This is a genomic window from Mumia flava (genome assembly GCF_002797495.1).
GTDB classification, from domain to species: domain Bacteria; phylum Actinomycetota; class Actinomycetes; order Propionibacteriales; family Nocardioidaceae; genus Mumia; species Mumia flava.
Window position 1 is genome coordinate 825,488 of record NZ_PGEZ01000002.1, and the last position, 18,290, is coordinate 843,777.

Sequence of the window (18,290 nt, forward strand, 5' to 3'; positions counted from 1 at the left end):
CTATCCCTCGGCGAGCCTGCCCAGGAGGCCGTCGAGCTGCGCCCGGTCGACGCGCGCGAGCGGGAAGTCTCCCGTGGCCCGGTCCGCGTCCTGCGCGCCGATCAGCGTGCGGACCTCCGCCGCATGCCGCGCGGCCAGCCGCTCCACGGTGGCGGCGTCGTGCCGCAGCTCGCTGAAGGACCAGTCGACGACGAGCTCACCGTCGCGCCCGCCAGCGCGCACCTCGAGCGGGTGCGGGCGGCGTCCGGCCGGGCTGCGGTCGGTGCCGATCGTCTCCGCGGCGACGGCGAAAGCACCGGACGCGGGCCTCGTGGTGCTGCCGGTGTAGCCGAAGGCCAGGTCGATCGGCCCTGCGTCCGGTGCCTCACCGGTCTGGGCGAGCAGCTGCCAGCCGGTGCCGCCCGCGGGCACCGCGCGCAGTGCCGCCTTGACGGACGCCAGGGCGTCGTCGCCGACGGCGGACAGCGCCAGCGGGTGTCGCGGGCTGAACCACCCGACGGTCCGGGTCACGTCGACGTCGTCGAACAGCGGCGTCCGCTCGGACCGGGTGACGTCGACGAGATGGCGCTCGGCGCCGGTCCATTCTTCGAGCGTGCGCCCGAGGGCGGCCAGCAGCACCTCCTCGACCGTGCACGCCAGTCGCTCGGGCGCCGCCAGCAGCGTCGTGGTCGTCGCGGGGTCCAGCCGCGCGGAGACGGTCCGGGTGGTGGCCTCGGTGTCGACGCCGACCTCGACCGTTCGGTCCTCGGGCAGCCGGCCCCGCGGCTGCCCACCGGCTCCCCCGGTCACGACCTCCGACCAGTAGGTCCGCTGGCCCCGCACCGACTCCGACGAGGCGTAGCGGGCGAGCCTGCGCGCCCACGACTGCCACGACGTCGTCTTCGGCAGGAACCGCAGCGGCTCTCCGGCCGCGAGCTGCACCACCGCGGTCTCGAGGTCCTCCAGGAGGATCCGCATCGACGCGGCATCGACGACGAGCTGGTGGGCGACGACGGCGAGCTGGTCGCGTCGACCGCGACCGAGGCGTAGCAGCGCGACCCGCACCATCGGTCCGACCGCCGGGTCGAGACCGCGCTGCAGGTCGGCACAGGTCTCGGCGGCCCGGAGGTCGGGGTCGTCGGCGACCGACAGGTCGTGGACCGCGAACGGAGTCTCGTCGCCGCGCGGCGCGATCCGGGCCCGGGTGCGCGCGCCCGCGAGAAGCAGTCGCTGTCGCAGCCCGTCGTGGTGTCCGACGACCGCCTCGACGGCCTCGCGCAGCACCTCCGGGTCGACCTCGACCGCAAGGTCGACCAGCACCGAGGTGTTCCAGTGCGCGGGCTCCGCGAGCCCGGCGGCGCAGAACCAGTGCTGCGTCGGCGCGAGGGGGGCGGGTCCGGTGACGTCCGTCTGCTCGGCGTCGACCGTGTGGCCCGCCTCGACCACGGCGGCGAGCTCACCGACCGACGGGTTCGCGAACAGGTCGTACGGCGTCAGGCGCAGACCCGCCTGCTGGGCCTGCGCCACCACCTGGATGGCGAGGATCGAGTCGCCGCCGACTTCGAAGAAGTTGTCGTCCACTCCGACCTGCGCGACCCCGACCACGCCGGCGACGATCCCGGCCAGCGCCTTCTCGGTCGCCGACGTGGGCGCGCGGAAGCCCGCCCCGGTCGGCGCGTCCGCGCGGTCCGGCGCAGGCAGGCGTGCCCGGTCGATCTTGCCGTTGGCGTTGAGCGGCAGCGCGTCCACCTCGACGAACGCCGACGGGACCAGGTAGCCGGGGAGCCGCTCGGCCAGGAAGGCCCGCAGCTCGGCGGCGACGCCGGGTGCCCCGGCCGGCACCACGTACGCGACCAGCCGTCGGTCGCCCGGAGCGGGCTCGTGGACCGCGACGACGGCCTCGGCGACGCCCGGGTGCTCGGTGAGAACGGACTCCACCTCGGTGGGCTCGACCCGGAAGCCGCGGATCTTGACCTGGGTGTCGACCCGGGAGTGGAACTCGAGGTTGCCGTCGGCGCGCCGACGCACGAGATCGCCGGTGCGGTAGAGGCGCGCGCCCGACCGCGTCGGGTCGGCGACGAAGCGCTGCGCGGTGAGGCCCGGGCGGCCCAGGTACCCGCGGGCGAGGCTGATGCCCCCGATGTAGAGCTCTCCGACGCCTCCGGCCGGGACCGGGCGGAGCCGCCGGTCGAGGATCCGCAGGTCCGCCGACGGGAGCGGGGTACCGATCGGCAGGTTCGGCCACTGTGCGACCGGGTCGACGGGGTCGAGCCGGAAGAAGGTCGAGCTGACCGTCGTCTCGGTGAGCCCGTAGACGTGGGCGAGCGGGACGCCGGTGCGTCGCCACAGCGCGAGCCGCTCAGGCAGCACCCGCTCGCCGCCGATGATGACCAGGCGCAGGTGCGCGGGCAGCTCCCGGCCGAGCCGGTCGAGCTCGCGCACCCACTCGTGCCAGTACGCCGTGGGCAGCTCCATGACGGTCAGCCGCTCCCGCTCGACGAGCGACGCGAGGTCGTCCTCCCCGCTGAGCAGGTGCTTGGTCGGGATCACCACGGCACCGCCGGCGAGCCAGGTCGGAAACAGCTCCTCGGCGAGGACGTCGAAGCTCGGGGAGGCGAACTGCAGGAACCGGTCGCCGGTGCCGAGCCCGAGCCGCTCGACCACGTCGGCCGCGAACACCGCGAGCGAGCGGTGCTCGATGACCGCGCCCTTCGGCCGACCCGTCGATCCCGACGTGTAGACCACGTAGGCGGCCGCGGAGGGAGCCGGGGGGTCGAGGTCGTCCTCGTCGTCCGGTCCGGAGCCCTCGTCCCGCGGCGCCTCGTCCATCAGCACCGTCGTCCACCCGTCGGCGCGCACCGGCGCGTCGGCCAGGAGCGCCTCGGTGACCAGGACCCGGGCGCCGGAGTCGGCGAGCAGGAAGGCCATCCGCTCCGGCGGGTAGGTGGGGTCGATCGGGACGTACGCTCCGCCTGCCTTGAGCACCGCCAAGATGGCGACCGCCAGCGACGGCGAGCGGTCCACGAGCACCCCGACGCGCGCGTCGCTCCGCACGCCTGTGGCGCGCAGCCGGTGCGCGAGCCGGTTCGCGCGGCGGTTCAGCTCGTCGTAGCTGGTGGCGACGCCGTCGCAGATCACCGCCGGGGCGTACGGCGCGACCGCCACCCGGCGCTGGAACCGCTCGACGAACCCGACCACGTCGGGCGCGCTCGCGGGCTCGGCCGACGGGGTCGCCGGCACGCTCGCGCGCTCGATCGACGGGGCGCCGGTGGCGAGCTCGACGGCCCACACCGGCGTGTCGGGCTCGGTGACGAGCTCGCGCAGCACGCGCTGGAACTGGTCGGCCAGCAGCGCGACCGTGGAGGGGTCGAGAAGCTCGGTCATGTAGTGCCACTGGGTGAGCAGCGTGTCGCCGCTCGGCGTGACGTTGAGCGTGAGGTCGACCGACGTCTTGGCCGGCGCGATCGACACCGGCACGATGCGCAGCCCCGGCAGCTCCAAGGTCATGTCGGGCACCGCGATCACGTTGATCCACATCGGGCTGAACGAGCTGCGCGTCGACTCGCGCCCGAGGCCGAGCTCCTCGGCCACGCGGTCGAACGGAAGGTCCTGGTGGTCCAGCGCGTTCGCCAGCGTCTCACGCGCCTCGCCGACGACCTCGCGCAGCGTCAGGTCGTCACGCAGCCGCAGCCGCAGCGGCAGCGGGTTGGCGAAGCTGCCGATCAGTCGCTGAGTCTCGGCGCGGGTGCGGCCCGAGACGAGCGAGCCCACGACGACGTCGTCCTCGCCCCCGTAGCGGTTCAGCAGCACCGAGCCCGCGGCGAGCAGCACGGTGAACAGCGACGCGCCCTCCTGCTCGCCGAAGCGGTGCACGGCGGCCGCCAGCTCAGCGGGCAGGTGCATGTCGTAGACGGCGCCTGCGTACGTCGGACGCGCCGGGTACGGTCGGTCGACGGGCAGCGCCGCCTCGGCGGGCATGCCCGCCAGCTGCTCGCGCCAGTGCCGGACCTCGAGCTCCTCGCGGTCCGCGTCGCGATGCGCGCGCTGCCACGCGGCGACGTCGCCGAACTGGACCTCGAGCGGCGGGAGCTCCCCGGTGCCCTCGCTGGTGCGACCGCGGTAGATCGCGGCCAGCTCCTCGACGATGATCGCCAGCGACCAGGCGTCGGACGCCGCGTGGTCGGCGGCGAACAGGGCGACGTGCACGTCCTGCTCCAGCGCGAGAAGCGTCACCCTCAGGCGTTGCGGATCGGCGTGGTCGAACGGGCGCGCGGCGTCGCTGCGGGCGGCCCGGGTGACCTCCTCGTCGCGGCGGGACGGCGGGACGCGGGTCAGGTCGGTCACCGGAGTCGGCACGGGCGTCACCGGCTGCACGACCTGGACCGGCGTGCCGTCCGCGCCGACCTCGATCGTCGTCCGCAGCACCTCGTGCCGCTCGAGGATCGTCGTGAGCACGTCGCTCAGCAGTGTCAGGTCGAGGCGGCCCTCCAGGCGGAGCGCGCCGGTGATGTTGTTGACCGAGCGGATCTGCCCGACGGCCCACTCCCGGTGCTGCGCCACGCTGAGCGGCGTCGGGGCCGACCGGTCGCGCGGGACGATCCGATCGCTCGGGCCGTGTCCCCGCGCGGGGGCCAGCTCGGCCAGCCGCGCCTCGAGGACGGCACGCTGCTCGGCCGGCAGCGCGGTGATGCGGCTCTCCAGGTCGGTCATCTCGCCACTCCTTCGTCCGTGGGTCTCGAGCCCGCCTGCGCGTGCGCGGGCCCGCCGAGCGCGCGTCCGACGGCCTCGATCACGGCGGTCTCGGAGGCGTCGTCGAAGAAGTGCCCACACCCGAGCACGTCCATCGAGAACCCCGCCGTGGTCTCGTCGCGCCAGGCGCGCATCCGGTCGGGGCTCGCCTCGTCGTCGAGCTCCCCGGCGAACGCGTGGACGGGGATGTCGAGCGGGACGTCCGGATGGAAGCCGTGGGTGCTCAGCACCGTCAGGTCCGCCTCGAGGACGGGCAGCAGCGCGGCCAGCAGCGTCGGCTCGGCGAGCACCGACGGCGGGGTCCCGCCCATCTCCCGCACGTACCCTTCGAGACCGTCGTCGCGGCCCTCCCAGAGCCAGTCGCCGTCGTCGAGCGACGGCCCGCCGCTCGCCGCGACGAACAGGGCTCGCGGGCTGGGCAGGTCCCGCTCGCGCAGGGCGTGCGCGAGCGCCCACGCCACCCGGGCGCCCATGCTGAAGCCGTAGCAGGCGAAGGGCTGGTCGAGGGACGGCGTCAGCACGTCGATCAGCTCGTCCACCAGCGGACCCATCCGGTCGTGAGGGGTCTCCAGGAACCGGTCCGCCCGTCCCGGCAGCTGGACGCCCACGACCTCGACCGTCGAGTCGAGCATCGGCGGCCAGTGCCGGAAGATCGCCGCGCTGCCCCCGGCGTAGTGGAAGCACAGGAGCCGGGTCGGCGCCGGCCCCGACGGTGCTTCCGACGGCGCGCGCGACGGCGGGGAGAACCGCTTGAGCCAGCGCCGCTCGCGCTCGGTCCGCGTCGGCGCCGCCGTACCGGTCATGCGCGGACCCCGAGCGCCGTGCCCATCAGGTCGAGCAGGTCGTGCGGCGCCTCGATGAACCGGTGGTGGCTCCCCTCGAGCAGGACCGACGTCGTCTCTCCGCACGCCGCCCAGCCGCCCATCGTGTCGAACGGGATCTCGTCGTCGCCGGTCCAGCCGATCGCGGTGATCGGGCACGGAAGCCGCAGGGGCCGCGGCACGACGTAGCGCTTGTTGATCTCGACGTCGGCGCGAAGGACCTCGAGGTAGAGCTCGATCAGCTCGGCGGACGGCGTGCCACCGAGCTCGCGGATCAGCGTCTCCAGCTCGCCGCCGAGCTCACGGTCGTCCATCTCGAGGAACCGGCCGGCGGGACCGTCCTGGGGAGCGACCTCGGAGGAGACGAACAGCGCGGCGGGACTCGGCATCCCCGTCCTGACCAGCTCGGCCGACGTCTCGTACGCCGCGAGCGCCGAGCCGCAGTGGCCGAAGAAGCCGAACGGCACGTCGAGCGCGGGCTGCAGCCCCTGCACCATCAGCGCGGCCAGCTCGGCGTAGGACGTGACGTTGGGCTCGGCGAAGCGCGACTCGTGCCCGGGAAGCTCGACGGGCAGGAACTCGACGCCGTCGCGCTCCTGCGGCCACTGGCGGTACATGCTCGCGCCGCAGCCGGAGTACGGGATGAGGAACACCCGTGCGCGCGCGGTACGCGACGGTGCACGGGGCAGCCAGCGGTTGCGGACGGGAGGTCGGGACGAGGACATGGAGCACCCTTCCATGGAGCGGCCTCAGCCGGGGTGGGCAAGCGTCGCGGTGATGGGCAGCTGTCGGTAGCCGGAGACGAAGGTGGAGTGCAGCCGCTGCGCCTCGCCCGCGGGCTCGAACGCCGTGAACCGGGTCAACAGCTCGGTGAACAGGGTGCGCAGCGTGACTCGTGCGACCGTGTGGCCGACGCAGTAGTGCGGGCCGATCCCGAACGCGAGGTGCTTGTTCGGCCGCCGTCGCAGGTCGAAGCGCTCCGGGTCCGCGAACACCGTGCCGTCGCGGTTCGCGGCCCCGAGCCAGCTGACCACGGCCTCGCCCGCCCGGATGCGGGTTCCGTGCACGACGACGTCGTCGACCGCGTACCGCATGAAGTGGCTGACCGGCGAGCCCAGGCGCAGGGCCTCCTCCACGGCCGTCGGGGTGGCGACGAGGTCCGCGGCCCACCGGTCGAGGGTCCCGTCGGCGATGCGCTCGGTCATCATGTAGTTGGGCGCGTGCGGCGTCGTGACCACCGCGCCGAGCAGCACGCTGTAGCAGTTCGACATCACCTCGCCGGGCGTCATCGTGCGCCCATCGACCTCGGTCGTGATCAGCACGCTGATGAGGTCGTCGCCGAGGTTGCGGCGCCGCTCGCGATAGATGTCCTGGAAGTACGCGAACAGCTCGCGATGAGCGGCATCGAGCGTCGCCTGCGTGCCCGCCGCGTGCTGGTAGGCGGGATCGTCGGCGGCGATGGAAGCAACCAGCAGCTCCCCCAGCCGCGGCCAGTCCGCGCGCGGGAGCCCCATGGACTCGCCGCCGATCGCGACCGGCAGCGCCAGCATCGCCTCGGCGAAGTCGAAGCCGCCGTCGGCGGCGAGCGGGGCCAGCGCCTCCCGCACGAGGCGGGTGATCGAGTCCTGCTGCTTCTCGATCGACTTGATGGCCAGCGCCTTCTGCAATCGCGCGCGCATCACGGTGTGCCGGGGCGGGTCGGTCGCGGCGATCTGCCGACCGCCGGCCGGGTCCTCGACGCCCAGGATGTTGATCATCGTCCCGCGCTCGGACGTGAACGCGTCGGCGTCACGCAGGACGCGGTCGACGTCGGCGTACGTCACCACCGACCAGAAGCCGTTGTGCTCGTCCACCTGTGTCCACTCGAGGTGGTCCTCCTCGCGCATCCGCGCCCAGGCCGTGCGGAACTCCAGGTCGGTGAAGGTCGAGGGGAGCGCCAGGTCGCGGGCGGCCTCGGCGACCGGGCACCCCGCCGGCGCCGTTGGAGGCGAGGCGACGTGCGCGCTAGTGGGCCGGTGCATCCGGGGCCTCCTCGGGGTTCGAGCCGGCCGCGCTCTCGCGGAGCTCCTTCGCGAGCTCGGCGATCGTCGGCCGGAGGTAGAGGGTGCGTGCGGGCAGGGTGGTGTCGAACTCAGCCGGGAGGGCTGCCAGCAGCTCGGCGGCGAGCAGCGAGTGGCCGCCGAGGTCGAAGAAGTTGTCCTCGATCCCGACCTTCTCGACGTCGAGCGCCTCGCTCCAGATGACCGCCAGCCGCTGCTCGACGGAGTCCGTGGGTGCCACGTACTCGTTCCAGACGTTGCGGGGGATCTTCTCCGACGGCAGCGCCGCGCGGTCCACCTTCCCGTTCGGGTTCAGCGGGATCTCGGGCCGCACGACGATCGCCCACGGCACCAGGTGGGCAGGGACCACGGCCTGCAGCCGCTCGCGCAGCGAGGCGCCGAAGTCCGTCCATGTCGACGGGTCGCGCTCCCCCGCGGCCACGTACGCGATCAGCCGGGTGTCGCCCGCCCCGTAGGTCCGCGGCACGACCGCGACCTGCGAGACGCCGGGCAGCCGCAGGATCTCCAGCTCCACGGCACTCGGCTCCACCCGGTAGCCGCGGATCTTGAGCTGCCGGTCGACGCGGCCGAGGTACTCGAGCGTGCCGTCGTCGGCCCAGCGCGCGAGGTCGCCGGTCCGATACATCCGACTGCCGGGGCCTGCCGCCGGATCGGGATCGGCGACGAACCGCAGCGCCGTGGCCGACGGCCGGTTCAGGTAGCCGAGCGCGACGCCCGTCCCGCCCACCCACAGCTCACCGACGTCGCCGTCGGCGACCGGGCACAGGTCGTCGCCGAGGACGGCGGCGGTGCTGCCGTCGATCGGGACGCCGATGGGCACCGTGGGCGCAGACCCGGGGTCGAGCGTCGTCCAGCACGTGCTGAACGTCGTGTTCTCCGTCGGCCCGTAGCCGTTCGTGAAGACCATGCCGGGATGCGCGTCCATCACCCGACCGACGTGGGCCGGCGAGAGCACGTCACCGCCCGCGAGCAGGTGCCGGATCCCCGTGAAGCCCTCGAGATGGTGGGTCACCATCTGGTGGAACAGGCCCGCGGTCAACCACAGCACCGTCACGCCCTCGGCTCTCATCGCCTCGGTGAGATCGCCGAGGTCGAGGGTGTCGTGCAGCGGCGGCCCGAGTGCCAGCCGCAGCCCGCGCACGAGCGGCATCCAGATCTCGAACGTCGACACGTCGAAGCCGACGCGGGTCAGCTGGAAGAACACGTCGTCGTCTCGGACGTCGATCCACGACGGCCTGTCGATGAGCCGGAAGACCGCCTGGTGCGAGACCACGACCCCCTTCGGGTCGCCGGTCGAGCCGGAGGTGTAGCAGACGTACGCGGGGCTCTGCGCCGTCGTCCGGGCCTCCATCGACGAGGACGGCGCGGGCTCGGCACCGTCCACGTCCACGTCCACGTCGACCGCGACGTCGACCTTCCCGCGGGACTGCGCGTCGACGACGGCGTGCCGGGCGCGGGCGTCGGCGAGGATCTTGGCCCGCTGGCCGTCCGGCTCGGCCGGGTCCAGGTAGAGGTAGGCGCCGCCGGCCCGCATCACCGCCGTCAGCGCGACGATCAGCTCGATCGACCGGTCCAGCACCACGGCGACGATGTCGCCGTGCGTCACCCCGGCGCTCCGCAGTCGCCGCGCGATCATGTCCGAGCGGGCGTCGAGCTCGGAGTAGGTGAGCGTGCTGCCGTCGCGGCTGACGGCGATCGCGTCGGGCGTGCGACGCGCCTGCGCGACGACCAGGTCGTGGATGCAGCGGGTCTCGGTCACGGCGACGTCCCCCTCGTGCGTGGCGTCGTGGCCCCGCGCGTCAGCAGACATGGCGCACCCACCCGTCCGGGTCGGGCGCCGACCCGTGCTGGATGCCGAGCAGCTCCTCGCGCAGGCGGAGGGTGATCGGCCCGGGCCTGCCGTCGCCGACGGTCCAGCACTCGCGCTCCGACCTCACCGCGCCGACCGGGGCGATCACCGCGGCCGTCCCGCACGCGAACACCTCGGTGAGGGTGCCCGCGGCGCACTCCTCGCGCCACTCGTCGATCGAGATCTGACCTTCCACGGCGTCGTAGCCCAGTCGCGGGGCCAGCCTGAGCAGTGAGTCGCGCGTGATGCCGGGCAGCAGCGTGCCGGTGAGCGCCGGGGTCATCAGACGAGGTCGGGCGCCCTCGCGGGCAAAGACGAAGAAGAGGTTCATCCCGCCCATCTCCTCGACCCAGGAGTGCTCCATCGCGTCCAGCCAGACCACTTGGTCGCACCCGTGGGCGGTCGCCTCCAGCCCCGCGGCGAACGCACCCGCGTAGTTGCCTCCGGTCTTCGCGAATCCCGTGCCGCCACGGACCGCGCGGGTGAAGCTCGTCGACAGCCAGACGGTCAGCGACGTCGGCGGCCCGCCTCCGAAGTAGGCGGTGGCGGGTGACGCGACGACGCAGAACAAGAAGGTGCGCGACGGGTGGGTGAAGCCCAGCGCGGGGTCGGTCGCGATCATGAACGGCCGCAGGTACAGGCTCCGACCAGCCCCCTCGGGAACCCAGCCTCGGTCCTGGCTCACGAGCAGCTCGAGCGATTCGACGAAGACCTCGGGCGGGAGCTCGGGCATGGCCATGCGTCGCGCCGAGGCGTTGAACCGCGCCGCGTTCTCCTCCGGGCGGAAGAGCGTGATCGACCCGTCGTGCTGCCGGTACGCCTTCATCCCCTCGAACATCGCCTGGCCGTAGTGGAACACCGATGTCGCCGGCTCCAGCGTGAAGGAGCCGTACGGCTCGAGCCGACCGTCGTGCCAGCCTCGCTCCGCGGACCAGCGCATCGTGACCATGTGGTCGGTGAAGGTCTGCCCGAAGCCGGGGTCCTCCAGCACCGCGGCGCGCTGCGCCGCGGGCAGCGGCCCGCTCGCCGGGTGGATCTCGAAGTCCGTCGTGGCCGTCATCGCCTCAGCCCCGCGCCAGGTACGCCTCGGCCAGGGTGACCGCGGCCTCGCGAACGATCTCGTGCGGCCGGGCGAGCGAGATGCGGATGCTGCGCAGGCCGCTCTTCGGGTCGGCCCAGAAGAACGGTGCGCAGGGCAGCACGTGGACACCTCGGGCGACCATGTCGTCGTACAGCTGCGAGGAGTCAGGGCCGTCCTCGGGAAGCGCGACCCGCGCCACGCTGATCTGCGAGTCGGGGTCGGCCAGGCTCAGACCGACGGTCTCGATGGCCTCGCGGACCGTCGAGCGGTTGAGGTCGATGAGCGCGCGGGCGCGCTCGTATCCGCCGTCGACCCAGTCGCCCGCGAGCGCCTCCACCAGCTGGAGCACCACACCCGACGCTGCCAGCATCGACTCGGAGAACGCCCGCTCGATCGGGTGCGTCGTGCGCTCGCTGTAGGCGAGCATCCCGATCTTCAGCTCGTGCATCGGCCAGAGCTTGCCGGTGTCCTCGATGGTGATCCAGTCAGCGCCGGCGGCATCGAGCACCGCGTAGGTGTCGTACTGGGCGTCGCGGACCTGACCGCGGAAGCTGGCGTCGAGGATCACCGTCTGGCCGTGGCGCGCCGCGTGCTCCGCCAGCGAGCGCAGGTGACCCTCAGGCGTGATCAGCCCCGTCGGGTTGTTCGGCATCGTCAGGACGACGGCGCTCACCGGTGGACCTGGCCAGTCCCGGTCGAGCAGCGCCTCCTCGGAGAGCGGGACCAGCTTCAGGCCGCGGGTACGGAAGAGATCGGCGATGTTGTCGAACGTCGGGTGCAGGACGGCGACGGTCGCACCGTCCGGCAGCGCGCGCGCCACGATGTCCGTGGCGAGCGTCGAGGAGTAGCAGCTCAGGATCCGGCCGGTCCCGACCGGTGCCGAGCGCTGGCCGAGCGCGCCGAGGAACGCGGATTGCGCCGCTTCCTCGATGGTCGGGAAGGCCCGTCGGGTCGCCGTCTCGAACATCTCGGGGATCCGGGCGACGATGGCCGCCTGCTCCCCCGTCAGGTCGAGCCGCGCGTGCCCGTCCGTCAGGTTCAGGCCGCCGTCGAGGTCGGTCAGCGCGTCGACTTCCATCAGTGTCAGATTCGCAAGTGCGGTCATGGATCCCTCGCCTGCCGGTGTCGCGGATTCCGCCTGGTTCGTTCAACACCGGGCACACTAGGCGCGGACAGCGGGGACTCTCTGTCCCCTGTATTGGGCACCGCCGTCCGTGCCACCCGTCTTCGTACACTCGCCGGGAACTGGTCTGCGCAGGGAGGACGGGCGATGAACAAGCTGACGCTGACGGAGGAGGACCTCGAGGAGATCGAGCCGCTGCTCGAGGACGTCGCCGCGCGGTACAGCTGCATCGAGGACCCCGACCTGCACCGTCGAGCACCCGTGCTGGCGCGCCGGCTGCCGGCGGAGCTGCTGGCGTTCCTCGAGGACCATCGGCTGCGCGAGCCGGCGGCGCTGTGCGTGGTCTCCGGCTTCGACGTCGACGAGACCGAGATCGGCCCGACTCCGGAGCACTGGCAGGGCAGCCACATCTCCTCGCCCGCGCTGCGCTGCGAGATCTTCTTCCTGCTGTGCGCGTCGGTGCTCGGTGACGTGTTCGGGTGGGCGACGCAGCAGGACGGCCGGATCATGCACGACGTGCTGCCCATCAAGGGCCACGAGCACTACGAGCTCGGTTCGAACAGCCTCCAGCACCTGTCGTGGCACACCGAGGACGCCTTCCACCCGTGCCGCGGGGACTACGTCGCGCTGATGTGCCTGAAGAACCCGGACGCGGTCGAGACGATGGTCTGCGACGCGGGCGACCTGGACTGGTCCGCGCTCGACGTGGACGCGCTGTTCGAGTCCGCCTTCACCCAGATGCCCGACAACTCCCACCTGCCGACGAACTCGACGTCGACCGGCGACCCCACGATCCAGCGACTCCGGGAACGCAGCTTCAAGACGATCGAAGCGTGGAACGCGAACCCCGTCGAACGGCCCGTCCTCTTCGGCGACCGACTCGACCCGTACATGGTGCTCGACCCCTACCACATGAAGACCGACGGCTGGAGCGAGCGCTCGCTGGCGGCCTTCACGGGGCTGTGCGACCAGATCGAGTCCCGGATGAAGGGGGTCGCGCTGGAGCCGGGCGACTGCGCGTTCATCGACAACTTCCGCGCGGTGCACGGTCGCGCCGCGTTCCAGGCGCGCTACGACGGTACCGACCGCTGGCTCAAGCGGCTGAACGTCACGCGGAACCTGCGCGGCTCGCGGTCGTGGCGCCCCGCCGCCGACGACCGGGTCATCTACTGAGTCGTCGCGGGCCGCGTCGTCAGGGTCGACCCCATCGCCCGGAGCCGGGTTGCCAGCTCGGCGATCCCGGAGCGGTCGGCGTTGCCGACGCTCACCCGCAGGGTCCGCCGGTCGTCAGGCAGGAACGCCGTGCCGGGCACCACGAGGACCCCGTGGTCGCGGACGAGCGCGCGCACGACGTCGGCGGTGGGGACCCCCTCGAACGGGTGCGCGATCCAGCCGAAGAAGCCCCCGCACGACAGCAGCTCGAACCCGCCGGGGCGCTCGGCCATCGCCGCGCGCAGCCACCCCCGCCGGCGCGCCAGCTCGCGCACGCGCTCGGCTCTCCACCTCCCCGCCCCCGTGAGCCCCGCCCACGCCGCCTCCTGGCCGACCCGCGGCGCGCAGACCGCCACGCAGTCGAGGAGCTTGCAGGTCTCGCGGTTCAGCTCGACCGATCCCACCACCGCCCCCACCCGGTAGCCCGGGATCGCGAGATCCTTGGAGAACGAGTGGAGGCTCACCACCGTCCGGGTCCAGGCCGGGTCCGCGAAGAGGTCGTGGGCGGGCTGGTCGCAGTCGCGGAACGAGCGGTACGTCTCGTCGACCACCAGGGCGATCCCGTGCCGGTCCGCCAGCTCCGCGAACGCGGCGATCTCCGCCGGAGGCATCGTCACACCCGTCGGGTTGCCCGGGGTGACGATCACGATCGCGCGGGTCCGCACGGTGATCAGCGGCTCGGCGTCAGCGGCGCGGGGCACCAGGTCCGCGTCCGGCTCCAGGTAGACCGGCGCGACGCCGTTCATGCGGAGCCACATGTCGTGGTTGAAGTAGTAGGGCAGCGCCAGCACGACCTCGTCGCCTGCACCGGCCAGCGCCGAGGCGACCATCGCGAACGCCTGGTTGCAGCCTGCCGTGATGACGACGTTCTCGGCCGCCACCCGTCCCGCGTACGCCGTGCTCAGCTCGGAGGCCACCGCGTCGCGCAGGCGCGGGAGCCCGGGCACCTCGGTGTACTCGCTCCCGGCCCCGGCGCGCACGAGGTCGGCCACGTGCTCGCTGACGACCGGAGACGGCGGGTACTGCGGTGCCGCCTGCGCGAGGTCGAGCAGGTCACCGTCGCGCGCGGACTGGTCGAGCAGCGCGTAGGCGGTGCTGATGGGCGAGTCGACCTGGGCGGTCGTCTGGCTCCGCAGCCGCATGCCGGGCTCCTCCCACCGGTGGACCAAGACCGTCGCCGCCGGTGGTCGTCGACCGATCGACGGCCAGCGTGGGGCTGCACTCACCGTAGCCATCCCCCGCGACTCGGGCTGTCGCCCGTTCACAGGACACGGACGGGTCCCCGGAACCGGGGAGTGCTCGGACCGCGGCAGGTGCCAGATCATGATCGGGTTCAGAAGGGACGGTAGGCTCCGATGACAGACAAGCAGCAGCAGCCGCCGGGCCCGGCGGCGGCCCGGACACGGTCGACCAGCACGAGATCCCGGCGCGTCGCGTCGCTCGTCTCGGCGCTCGTCCTCGTGGTCATCGGCGCGGCTTGCCTCTGGTCGCTGCAGCCTCCGCAGGCGAAGCCCGACTCTGCTCCCGACACCGAGTTCGCGGCGGATCGTGCCCTCGCCCTGCTCGACGACATCGCGTCGTCCCCGCACCCCGCAGGGTCGGAGGCCGCAGCCGACGTTCGTGAGTTCCTCGTCAGCGAGCTGCGCCGCCTCGGACTGGACCCGACCGTGCAGACGCGCACGACGTCACGCACCCCGGCGCACGGGTACGCAACGGTCGCCGAGGTCGCGAACGTCCACGCTCGCGTACCCGGGTCGCAACCCACCGGTCGTGTGCTGCTCGTCGCCCACTACGACTCCGTACCCAACGGAGCCGGCGCGAGCGACAACGGCGCGAACGTGGCCGCCGTCCTGGAGGTCGTGCGCGTCCTTCGCTCTCTCCCCGAGCCGCGCAACGACGTCGACGTGCTGTTCACCGATGCCGAGGAGCCCGGGCTCCTCGGAGCCCAGGCGTTCGTCGAGTCGGGAGCGGCCGGCGACCCGCGGCGGGTCGCGGTCGTGAACCTCGAGGCGCGTGGCGTCTCGGGGCCGGCCGTGATGTTTCAGATGGAGGGCCCGCTCACCTCCGCCGTCTCGGACTCCAACGCCGTGACGACGTCGTTCGCCGACGCGGTCTATGGCCTGCTCCCGAACGACACCGACCTCACCGTCCTGACCGAGAGTGGAATGCGCGGGATCAATCTCGCCTACATGGACGGGGTCGCGCACTACCACACGCCCCACGACGACATCGCCCACGTCGACGCCGACAGCGTGCAACACATGGGCGAAGCCGCTCTCGGCGCGGTCCGGTCCCTTGCCGACGCCGATCTCACGGCCGATCAGGGGGAATCCCACTACTTCTCGCTCCTCGGGTCCGTGGTCTCCTACCCGCAGTGGCTCACCCTGCCGCTCGCGATCGCCGCGGCCACGGCGTTCGTGGGCTTCCTCGTCAGCGGCCGGCGCCACGGGCTTCGCATGTCGAGAGTCGGCCTCGCCGCAGGCTCGTTCACAGCGGTCCTTCTGGCAGCCGTCGGGATCGGCGTCGGGGGGTGGTGGCTGCTGACCACCCTCCGCCCGGAGGTCGCCTTCGGCATCGGCGCCGTCTACCACCCCGCCCCGTACGTGGTGGCGGAGCTGGCAGTGGCGGTGCTCGTGCTCCTTGTCTGGTACCGGTGGGCCCGCGGGCGTGCGTCCGCCGTCGAAGCGACCGCCGGCGTCCTTGGCTGGTTCGCGGCGCTCGCGCTGGCGAGCGCTCTCGTCCTGCCTGGCGGCGCCTACCTCTTCACGTGGCCCGCCCTGATCGGGCTCGGCGCGCTCACCGCGGCACGACGGGCAGCGCCGGACTCACCCGTCCACGCGCTCGCCGGTGCTGCAGCGGCGGTGCCCGCCACCGTGCTGCTGGTCCCCGTCGCGGTCCTGATCACGCCGGCCGTCGGGCTCGGCCTCAGCGCTGCACCCCTGCTTCTCATGATCCTGCTCGGCGCGACGGCGATGCCGCTCGCAGAGCCCCGTCCGAGCCGCCGCCTGTCTGCCTCGCTCGGAGGAGCGCTGCTGCTGGCCGCGGCGGCGGCGACGGTGGTCGCGTCGATGGCGAACAGGTTCGACACCGACGCCCCGCAGCCGGTCAGCCTCGCCTACGCGTGGGAGTCGGATACCGAGACGGCGACGTGGCTGAGCGACGGCGGCCCGGCCCAACCTGAGGTCGGGCGCCTTCTCACGGCTGGACCGGACCGCCTCGACGAACGGATCCCTCCCCTGGCGGGAGCGCCGCTCCACCACGGACCCGCTCCTGCCGCGGGCGACGGCGCCTCCGATCCCCGTGCCGAGCGCTCGGCGCCGGACGAGGTGGATCCGACGACGGGGCAGCGAACCGTCAGCGTCCGCGTCGCCCTCCCCGAGGGCACCTACCTGGCCGACGTGCTGGCGGACACGACCACCCAGACCGTGCACGGGGCCACGGTCGACGGTGTCGACATCGGCCCGGACGGCAGCGGGCTCGTCCCACCGTGGGGTTGGGGATTCCGCTACGCCGCTCCCACCGGAGACATCGATGTGACCTTGCGGGTCCAAGGAGCCGGTCCCCTGAGGATCCGTGTCGTGTCGACCGTGCCGGGTCTCCCTGACGACGTCGAGGCACCTCGACTGACGCCAGCCACCAGCTGGGCGGCCTGGCCGGCGCTGTCCGGCCAGACCATCGCCGTCCGCACCTTCACGTTCTGACGCTCCGACGACGGAGGGCGCGAGGGGCCGTGAGCCCCCCGCGCCCTCCGGTCGCGGGATCAGACAGACGCGAGGAACGTGTGGACGCGCTCCATCAGCAGCTCCGTCGCCTCCGGATCGAAGTCTGCGAGCGAGGAGTCGGCGAAGAGGTGCTGGTCGCCGGGATAGAGGAAGAGCTCCGCGGAGTCGGCCTCGGCCAGCTCGCGCGCCGCCGGCAGGTCCTCGTCGAAGAACTCGTCACCCTGCTTGCCGTGGATCTGGACCGGCACGCCGTCCGGCCACGACGGGCCGAACTCCGCGACCGGGATGCAGGAATACATGAGCAGGGCCCCACGCGCCCCGGGCCGGGTCTGCGCGAGCCGCTGGGCGATCGTCACGCCGAACGAGAATCCGGCATAGACGAGATCGGGACCGAGCTCGTCGGCCGCCGCCGCGCCGCGCTTGCGGATGACGTCGAACCCGGATTTCCGGGCGAATGACATCCCTTCCTTGAGACTTCCGAACGTACGCCCTTCGAACATATCCGGAGCGTGGACGGTATGGCCGGCCTCGCGCAGATCGTCTGCGAACGCCTGGATGCCTTCGGTATAGCCCTGGATGTGGTGGAACAGCAGAATCTCAGCCATATCAGCAGTTTCCGTCGCCTATTGATCGACTCTTTCGGAACGTGCCTCGAAATTAGCCGAATCCCTCACGGCCGACAACCCCTCCGGAGCTCACGCCAGACGCCGTCAGGTGGCCTCGACGTGAACAGACGGCGTCACGCGAGACCCTGCCGCATGCATCGATCCCCGGTTCCCCCGTGAAACCGCGGGGGACCACGGCCGATCGGGCACCGCCCGGCGGGATTGTCGCCATTGTCGTAGTACAAACCCCGCCGGGCCGTGTCCCCAGAACTAGGGATCAAAGGCGTGCGCACGCATCTGTTTATCTAAGCCTCAATCGTCGGCATGCCGCACCTGTATTCCAGCAAAGGAATTCCAACAGACACCTGGGCGTCACTCCACTGGTCTGCCGTTCGACTACCTTGCACCTAGCCGTGGCCATCGATCTGGGGGATGCATGATTCGTACGGACCTTCTCGTCACCTCGCCTTGCTTCCTGATCGGCTTGAGCCAGGTCTTCACAGAGGCCGGAATCAGGATCGTCGCCACCCGCGCCTCGGCCATCGAGGAGCCGTGCTGGCTGGCCGACGTGGCAGTCATCGACGCCGACGCGGTCTCGGGCTCCGACCTCGAGATCGTCACCGCCACGGCTCGGTCGATGGCGGTGCTCGTCCTCACGAACGAGCTCGCGAAGAACCAGGAGACGTATCTCCACGCCGGCGCGGCCGGCGTCGTCAACAAGGGGGAGACCGGCGGGGGCATCGTCCGTGCCGTCGAGCTCGCAGCGGCCGGAACGGCCACCCGCGCAGCCCGGTCGACGGCGTCAGCAGGCGCCGTGGTCCATGACACCGCCGGGCTGAGCGAGCGCCCCAGGCTGTCCGACCGCGAGGAGCAGGTCCTCTCCCAGATCGCCCACGGCAGGACTCACGGCCAGGTCGCGACCCGCCTCGGGATCAGCCCGCACACCGTCGACACGTACGTCAAGCGCATCCGGGTCAAGCTCGGCGTCGGCAACAAGGCCGAGCTGACGCGCGCCGCCCTGCTCGGTCGTTTCGCCCCGACGAGCGAAGGCTAGAGAACGGACCGTGGCGGAGCGAGCGCGCGCGCATG

12 protein-coding genes are annotated in these 18,290 nt (G+C 72.3%); 3 read left to right on the forward strand and 9 right to left on the reverse strand.

Annotated features, from left to right (window positions below; genetic code table 11):
* The 7 genes from CLV56_RS17895 to CLV56_RS17925 are packed head-to-tail and all read right to left on the reverse strand — an operon-like array spanning nt 1 to nt 11,617.
* Nucleotides 1–4,689, reverse strand: a complete 4,689-nt coding sequence (locus CLV56_RS17895) for a non-ribosomal peptide synthetase (RefSeq protein WP_039368962.1) — start codon at nt 4,687–4,689, stop codon at nt 1–3.
* Complete coding sequence (locus CLV56_RS17900) at nt 4,686–5,531, reverse strand: thioesterase II family protein (RefSeq protein WP_100415374.1); 846 nt, start codon at nt 5,529–5,531, stop codon at nt 4,686–4,688. Before CLV56_RS17900 ends, CLV56_RS17895 begins: the two co-directional genes overlap by 4 nt.
* Entirely contained in the window at nt 5,528–6,274 is a 747-nt protein-coding gene (locus CLV56_RS17905) for a thioesterase II family protein (protein ID WP_039368965.1), read from the reverse strand. The genes CLV56_RS17900 and CLV56_RS17905 overlap by 4 nt, the downstream gene beginning before the upstream one ends.
* Nucleotides 6,275–6,298: 24 nt before the next feature.
* On the reverse strand, nt 6,299–7,570 hold the full coding sequence (locus tag CLV56_RS17910; RefSeq protein ID WP_100415375.1) for a cytochrome P450: 1,272 nt from the start codon (nt 7,568–7,570) through the stop codon (nt 6,299–6,301).
* Nucleotides 7,554–9,419 carry a non-ribosomal peptide synthetase gene (locus tag CLV56_RS17915; protein ID WP_211288187.1) on the reverse strand — a complete coding sequence of 622 codons (1,866 nt, stop codon included), beginning with the start codon at nt 9,417–9,419 and terminating at the stop codon, nt 7,554–7,556. Before CLV56_RS17915 ends, CLV56_RS17910 begins: the two co-directional genes overlap by 17 nt.
* Nucleotides 9,409–10,518 carry a branched-chain amino acid aminotransferase gene (locus CLV56_RS17920; RefSeq protein WP_039368967.1) on the reverse strand — a complete coding sequence of 370 codons (1,110 nt, stop codon included), beginning with the start codon at nt 10,516–10,518 and terminating at the stop codon, nt 9,409–9,411. Before CLV56_RS17920 ends, CLV56_RS17915 begins: the two co-directional genes overlap by 11 nt.
* A gap of 4 nt (nt 10,519–10,522) precedes the next feature.
* Nucleotides 10,523–11,617: an aminotransferase class I/II-fold pyridoxal phosphate-dependent enzyme gene (locus tag CLV56_RS17925; protein WP_211288188.1), complete on the reverse strand. Its 1,095-nt coding sequence runs from the start codon at nt 11,615–11,617 to the stop codon at nt 10,523–10,525.
* Between the two features lie 192 nt (nt 11,618–11,809).
* Here CLV56_RS17925 and vioC point away from each other — a divergent pair, with 192 nt between their 5' ends.
* Nucleotides 11,810–12,835, forward strand: a complete 1,026-nt coding sequence (gene vioC, locus CLV56_RS17930; RefSeq protein ID WP_039368971.1) for an arginine beta-hydroxylase, Fe(II)/alpha-ketoglutarate-dependent — start codon at nt 11,810–11,812, stop codon at nt 12,833–12,835.
* On the opposite strand, the gene CLV56_RS17935 is transcribed toward vioC, so the two are convergent.
* Nucleotides 12,829–14,016 carry an aminotransferase gene (locus tag CLV56_RS17935; protein ID WP_039368973.1) on the reverse strand — a complete coding sequence of 396 codons (1,188 nt, stop codon included), beginning with the start codon at nt 14,014–14,016 and terminating at the stop codon, nt 12,829–12,831. The two genes, vioC and CLV56_RS17935, sit on opposite strands and share 7 nt — an antisense overlap.
* Nucleotides 14,017–14,229: 213 nt before the next feature.
* Between CLV56_RS17935 and CLV56_RS17940 the strand changes: the two genes are divergently transcribed.
* Complete coding sequence (locus CLV56_RS17940) at nt 14,230–16,575, forward strand: M20/M25/M40 family metallo-hydrolase (protein ID WP_100415376.1); 2,346 nt, start codon at nt 14,230–14,232, stop codon at nt 16,573–16,575.
* Nucleotides 16,576–16,634: 59 nt separating this feature from the next.
* Here the strand turns inward: CLV56_RS17940 and CLV56_RS17945 are convergent, their stop codons facing one another.
* On the reverse strand, nt 16,635–17,201 hold the full coding sequence (locus CLV56_RS17945; protein ID WP_039368977.1) for a dienelactone hydrolase family protein: 567 nt from the start codon (nt 17,199–17,201) through the stop codon (nt 16,635–16,637).
* A 436-nt stretch (nt 17,202–17,637) separates the two neighbouring features.
* Between CLV56_RS17945 and CLV56_RS17950 the strand changes: the two genes are divergently transcribed.
* A complete protein-coding gene (locus CLV56_RS17950; protein ID WP_039368981.1) occupies nt 17,638–18,255 on the forward strand; it encodes a helix-turn-helix transcriptional regulator in 618 nt (205 codons plus the stop codon).
* Nucleotides 18,256–18,290 lie beyond the last annotated feature (35 nt).

What these genes read in the sequence shown, in the direction of transcription:
- CLV56_RS17895 (WP_039368962.1), bottom strand. Translation starts at nt 4,689, where the DNA reads ATGACCGACCTGGAGAGCCGCATCACCGCGCTGCCGGCCGAGCAGCGT.
- CLV56_RS17900 (WP_100415374.1), bottom strand. Translation starts at nt 5,531, where the DNA reads ATGACCGGTACGGCGGCGCCGACGCGGACCGAGCGCGAGCGGCGCTGG.
- CLV56_RS17905 (WP_039368965.1), bottom strand. Translation starts at nt 6,274, where the DNA reads ATGTCCTCGTCCCGACCTCCCGTCCGCAACCGCTGGCTGCCCCGTGCA.
- CLV56_RS17910 (WP_100415375.1), bottom strand. Translation starts at nt 7,570, where the DNA reads ATGCACCGGCCCACTAGCGCGCACGTCGCCTCGCCTCCAACGGCGCCG.
- CLV56_RS17915 (WP_211288187.1), bottom strand. Translation starts at nt 9,419, where the DNA reads ATGTCTGCTGACGCGCGGGGCCACGACGCCACGCACGAGGGGGACGTC.
- CLV56_RS17920 (WP_039368967.1), bottom strand. Translation starts at nt 10,518, where the DNA reads ATGACGGCCACGACGGACTTCGAGATCCACCCGGCGAGCGGGCCGCTG.
- CLV56_RS17925 (WP_211288188.1), bottom strand. Translation starts at nt 11,617, where the DNA reads ATGGAAGTCGACGCGCTGACCGACCTCGACGGCGGCCTGAACCTGACG.
- vioC (WP_039368971.1), top strand. Translation starts at nt 11,810, where the DNA reads ATGAACAAGCTGACGCTGACGGAGGAGGACCTCGAGGAGATCGAGCCG.
- CLV56_RS17935 (WP_039368973.1), bottom strand. Translation starts at nt 14,016, where the DNA reads ATGCGGCTGCGGAGCCAGACGACCGCCCAGGTCGACTCGCCCATCAGC.
- CLV56_RS17940 (WP_100415376.1), top strand. Translation starts at nt 14,230, where the DNA reads ATGACAGACAAGCAGCAGCAGCCGCCGGGCCCGGCGGCGGCCCGGACA.
- CLV56_RS17945 (WP_039368977.1), bottom strand. Translation starts at nt 17,201, where the DNA reads ATGGCTGAGATTCTGCTGTTCCACCACATCCAGGGCTATACCGAAGGC.
- CLV56_RS17950 (WP_039368981.1), top strand. Translation starts at nt 17,638, where the DNA reads ATGATTCGTACGGACCTTCTCGTCACCTCGCCTTGCTTCCTGATCGGC.